Origin of the sequence: Mycobacterium sp. 1423905.2, from assembly GCF_001673155.1 — a bacterium.
Lineage (GTDB): Bacteria > Actinomycetota > Actinomycetes > Mycobacteriales > Mycobacteriaceae > Mycobacterium.
In genome coordinates this window covers 1-2720 of the sequence record NZ_LZLE01000060.1, presented here as the reverse complement: position 1 = coordinate 2720, position 2720 = coordinate 1, and the positions used below count along the sequence as shown (strand labels likewise).

Here is a 2720-nt window from a genome sequence, read left to right as displayed (position 1 = left end):
CCGACATCTACCAACTCGTCGACGTCGATTTCTGGTCGCGCTTGATGTTGCGATCAGTTGTTTGCTTTGTCCCGGAGCAACTCTCTGTGCGAAGCCACACCACCGCCACCGAAACCACTCGGGTCATGGCCGCTCGGCGCAACCTGCTCGACCAGCACCGCATCCTCACCTGGATGATCGTGGATCCAGCCGCACCGGCCGGCGTCCGGCTGACTGCCGCCGTGTGGTGGTTGCCGGCGTGGCTGTCGATGCTCATCGAGGTGGCGATTCTTGGGCCGCAACGGTGGAGACACGTCAAAGCAATGGCCGCGGCGTTGTTCGGCGAGTTCCGGCGCGCCCATCAGTTTCGCGCCAACATCGATGCGCGCGAACCCACTTCGGCGGTGAGCGGCTCCAGCTAGGGGAGGGTGAGTGTTTCGTCCGGCGTCGGCAGACGAGGATACGTCTGCGTTGAGGATCGGTTTATTTGTTCAGTTCGGACTGCTGTCCTTGGTGAGCTCGATCGCCGTCACGACCGCCCAATCCTCACAAGGCCTGGTTATCGGAACTGTGTATGCGGCGCTGTTGACGGCGCTTGCCTTTTGGATGTTGCGTGAACCGGCCAAGTTGTCGTTCCTCGGTGGTGGCTTGCCTGTCGTGGTAGTGATCGGCGTGCTGCTCGTGCTGGTGGCGGCGAGCAATGAGCGGCACTACCTTGCGGTGCGCAATGCACCGCACTTCGCCACTTCGGCGCCCGCACTCGAACTGCCCGCCTGGCTGCTCGTGCACGGCCATGAACCGTATCGTGACCACCTGGCTGATGGCGCGCCGATCAGCCCTGGACCCGGCTGGTTTATGTTGTTGTCGCCCTTTACGCTTCCGCACCTGACCGCCATCCTGGGCGCGCTGTCACTCGGTCTTGTGGTCCTTCTGCTGCGGAGGGACCACCGATACGCGGCGGGCGTCTTCTTTGTCTTGGTGTTTCTCCAGCCAAGTTTTCAGGCGCAGATCACCAACGGTCAGGACTTGTTCGTCGTTTCGTTCGCGTTGGTGTGCCTTGCGCTCGCCGCGGAAAGGCTTGATGACTCGTCGCGGAAGGCTCTGATACTAGGAGTGGTAGCGGGATTCGTTGCGACCGCGCGGATACCGATCGTGTTGATGACGACCATCCTCGGCTACGGCGTTTTCCTCAAGGACCGTCGCACGGGTTGCTATTTCACGGTGTCGATGCTGCTGACGTCTGGATTGCTGCACGGGATTTTCGCCGTCTGGGCTCATCGCATGGGTCACATGTATCAACCGATGCACGTGTTCGGCCGCGCTACCAACGGTGCCGGGCTCAGTGCGCGCGTGGCTGTCATTATCTTGTTGGCTTGCAGTCTCGGGTGGATCGCCTTGCGAATGAAGCCGATGGCCTACTATTGGATGGTCGGCATGTATCTGGCGATGTTCTCCCTCTTCGTGCCCGAGGCAATCAAGGAGTTCGTGCAGTCGCCGCGCTGGGACTGGGAAGGAAGCATTTACATCACCTTCCCGCTACCTCTTCTCATCGGAGCCCTGGTGCTGATCTATGCGCGGGCGCCAGCAACGCACGATCGAGCAGTGCCAGCGGCGGCTGAATGATGCACCTGATTCATCGTCCCGTCAGCACTCGATCTCAGGATCCAATCCGAACTCCGCGAAAGTCTGAGAAACGGCCTCGCGCAGTTCTTCTGGAGAATTCGGTCGGCCCGGACGGTAGGCGATGACGGTGATGAATACTTTGTCCGGGGCTCGTCCAGAGGCCACGAACAGTTGTCCTCCCATGCGTTCCAGGGCGGCCCTGGTGATGCCCGGCTCAATCAGACGCCCATAGACATAATCGGCTTCGGTGCCGTCTGGTCGAACGGTTGCGGGATCCAACTGTCCCAAGTTCGAGCACCCGATCGGCACACCGGCGGAGCCCAAGCCAACGCCGACTAATCGCCGGGCCACCCACTTGGGAGTCATCGCCGCCAGTGGAAGGGATCCGAGCATTTCGTTGGCCTCGGTCGCCAGTTCGGTGAGGGCCCGTTTGAGCTTGTGCCGGATCTCGCTGAGATCCGCCGCCGCATCGGTCGGGTCGATCGTGATGGAGGCGAAGGTCAGAGCGTTGCCGCGAGTATCGCCGTGCGTGCGTTCGCCCACCGGAAACGCCAAGGTGACTGATCCATCGTCGAGCCGGCGCCCCATCCGCACGCCCAGCCGTGCGGCGAATCCCGCAAAAAGCGAATTGCTGGTGCCGCCCAGCCTGTTCGCGCAAGCGTCCCATTCCGCTAGGTCGACATACGCCGCCAAGGTGGGCACCACGGCTGGGGCATCGTGGCCTGCGCGGACGGGCGGTGGGGCTGCGGCAATCGACGAGGCGAGTTCTTTGCGACCCTGCCGAGCCATTCGCACCATGGTCGCTGCGGCCCGCGCCAATTCGGGTGTCGATCTCAGAGTCTGTCGAGCGTCATCGAGCAGTGCGCGCGCCCGCGTGCGTGAGCCAGGCGGGGGATAGCCGAGATCATGCGTCCGACCTTGGGTGGCATCGGCGATCACCTGGCACACCGCCAGCCCGTCGACCAGCGTGTGCGACGCCACCAGGCTCACCGCGGTTCCGCCGCCCACTATGGGGAGTACACCCACATGCCAGCCCGGCCCGAGTTCCGGATCGATCGGTAGGCACGCGCGCTCATAGGCCCATGCGTTCACCTCAGTCCGTGGCCGGGGCTTGCTGG

Annotated in this window: 1 protein-coding gene and 2 pseudogenes; 2 read left to right on the top strand and 1 reads right to left on the bottom strand. The window is 62.9% G+C overall.

From position 1 onward, the window contains the following. Both A9W95_RS03735 and A9W95_RS03730 read left to right on the top strand, forming a co-directional pair. A pseudogene (locus A9W95_RS03735) lies at window positions 1–401 on the top strand (glycosyltransferase family 2 protein); the annotation flags it as partial. A gap of 49 nt (window positions 402–450) precedes the next feature. Then, window positions 451–1602 carry a hypothetical protein gene (locus A9W95_RS03730; RefSeq protein ID WP_156745982.1) on the top strand — a complete coding sequence of 384 codons (1152 nt, stop codon included), beginning with the start codon at window positions 451–453 and terminating at the stop codon, window positions 1600–1602. A gap of 21 nt (window positions 1603–1623) precedes the next feature. On the opposite strand, the pseudogene A9W95_RS03725 reads toward A9W95_RS03730, so the two are convergent. Next, window positions 1624–2720, bottom strand: a pseudogene (locus A9W95_RS03725) (fatty acyl-AMP ligase); the annotation flags it as partial.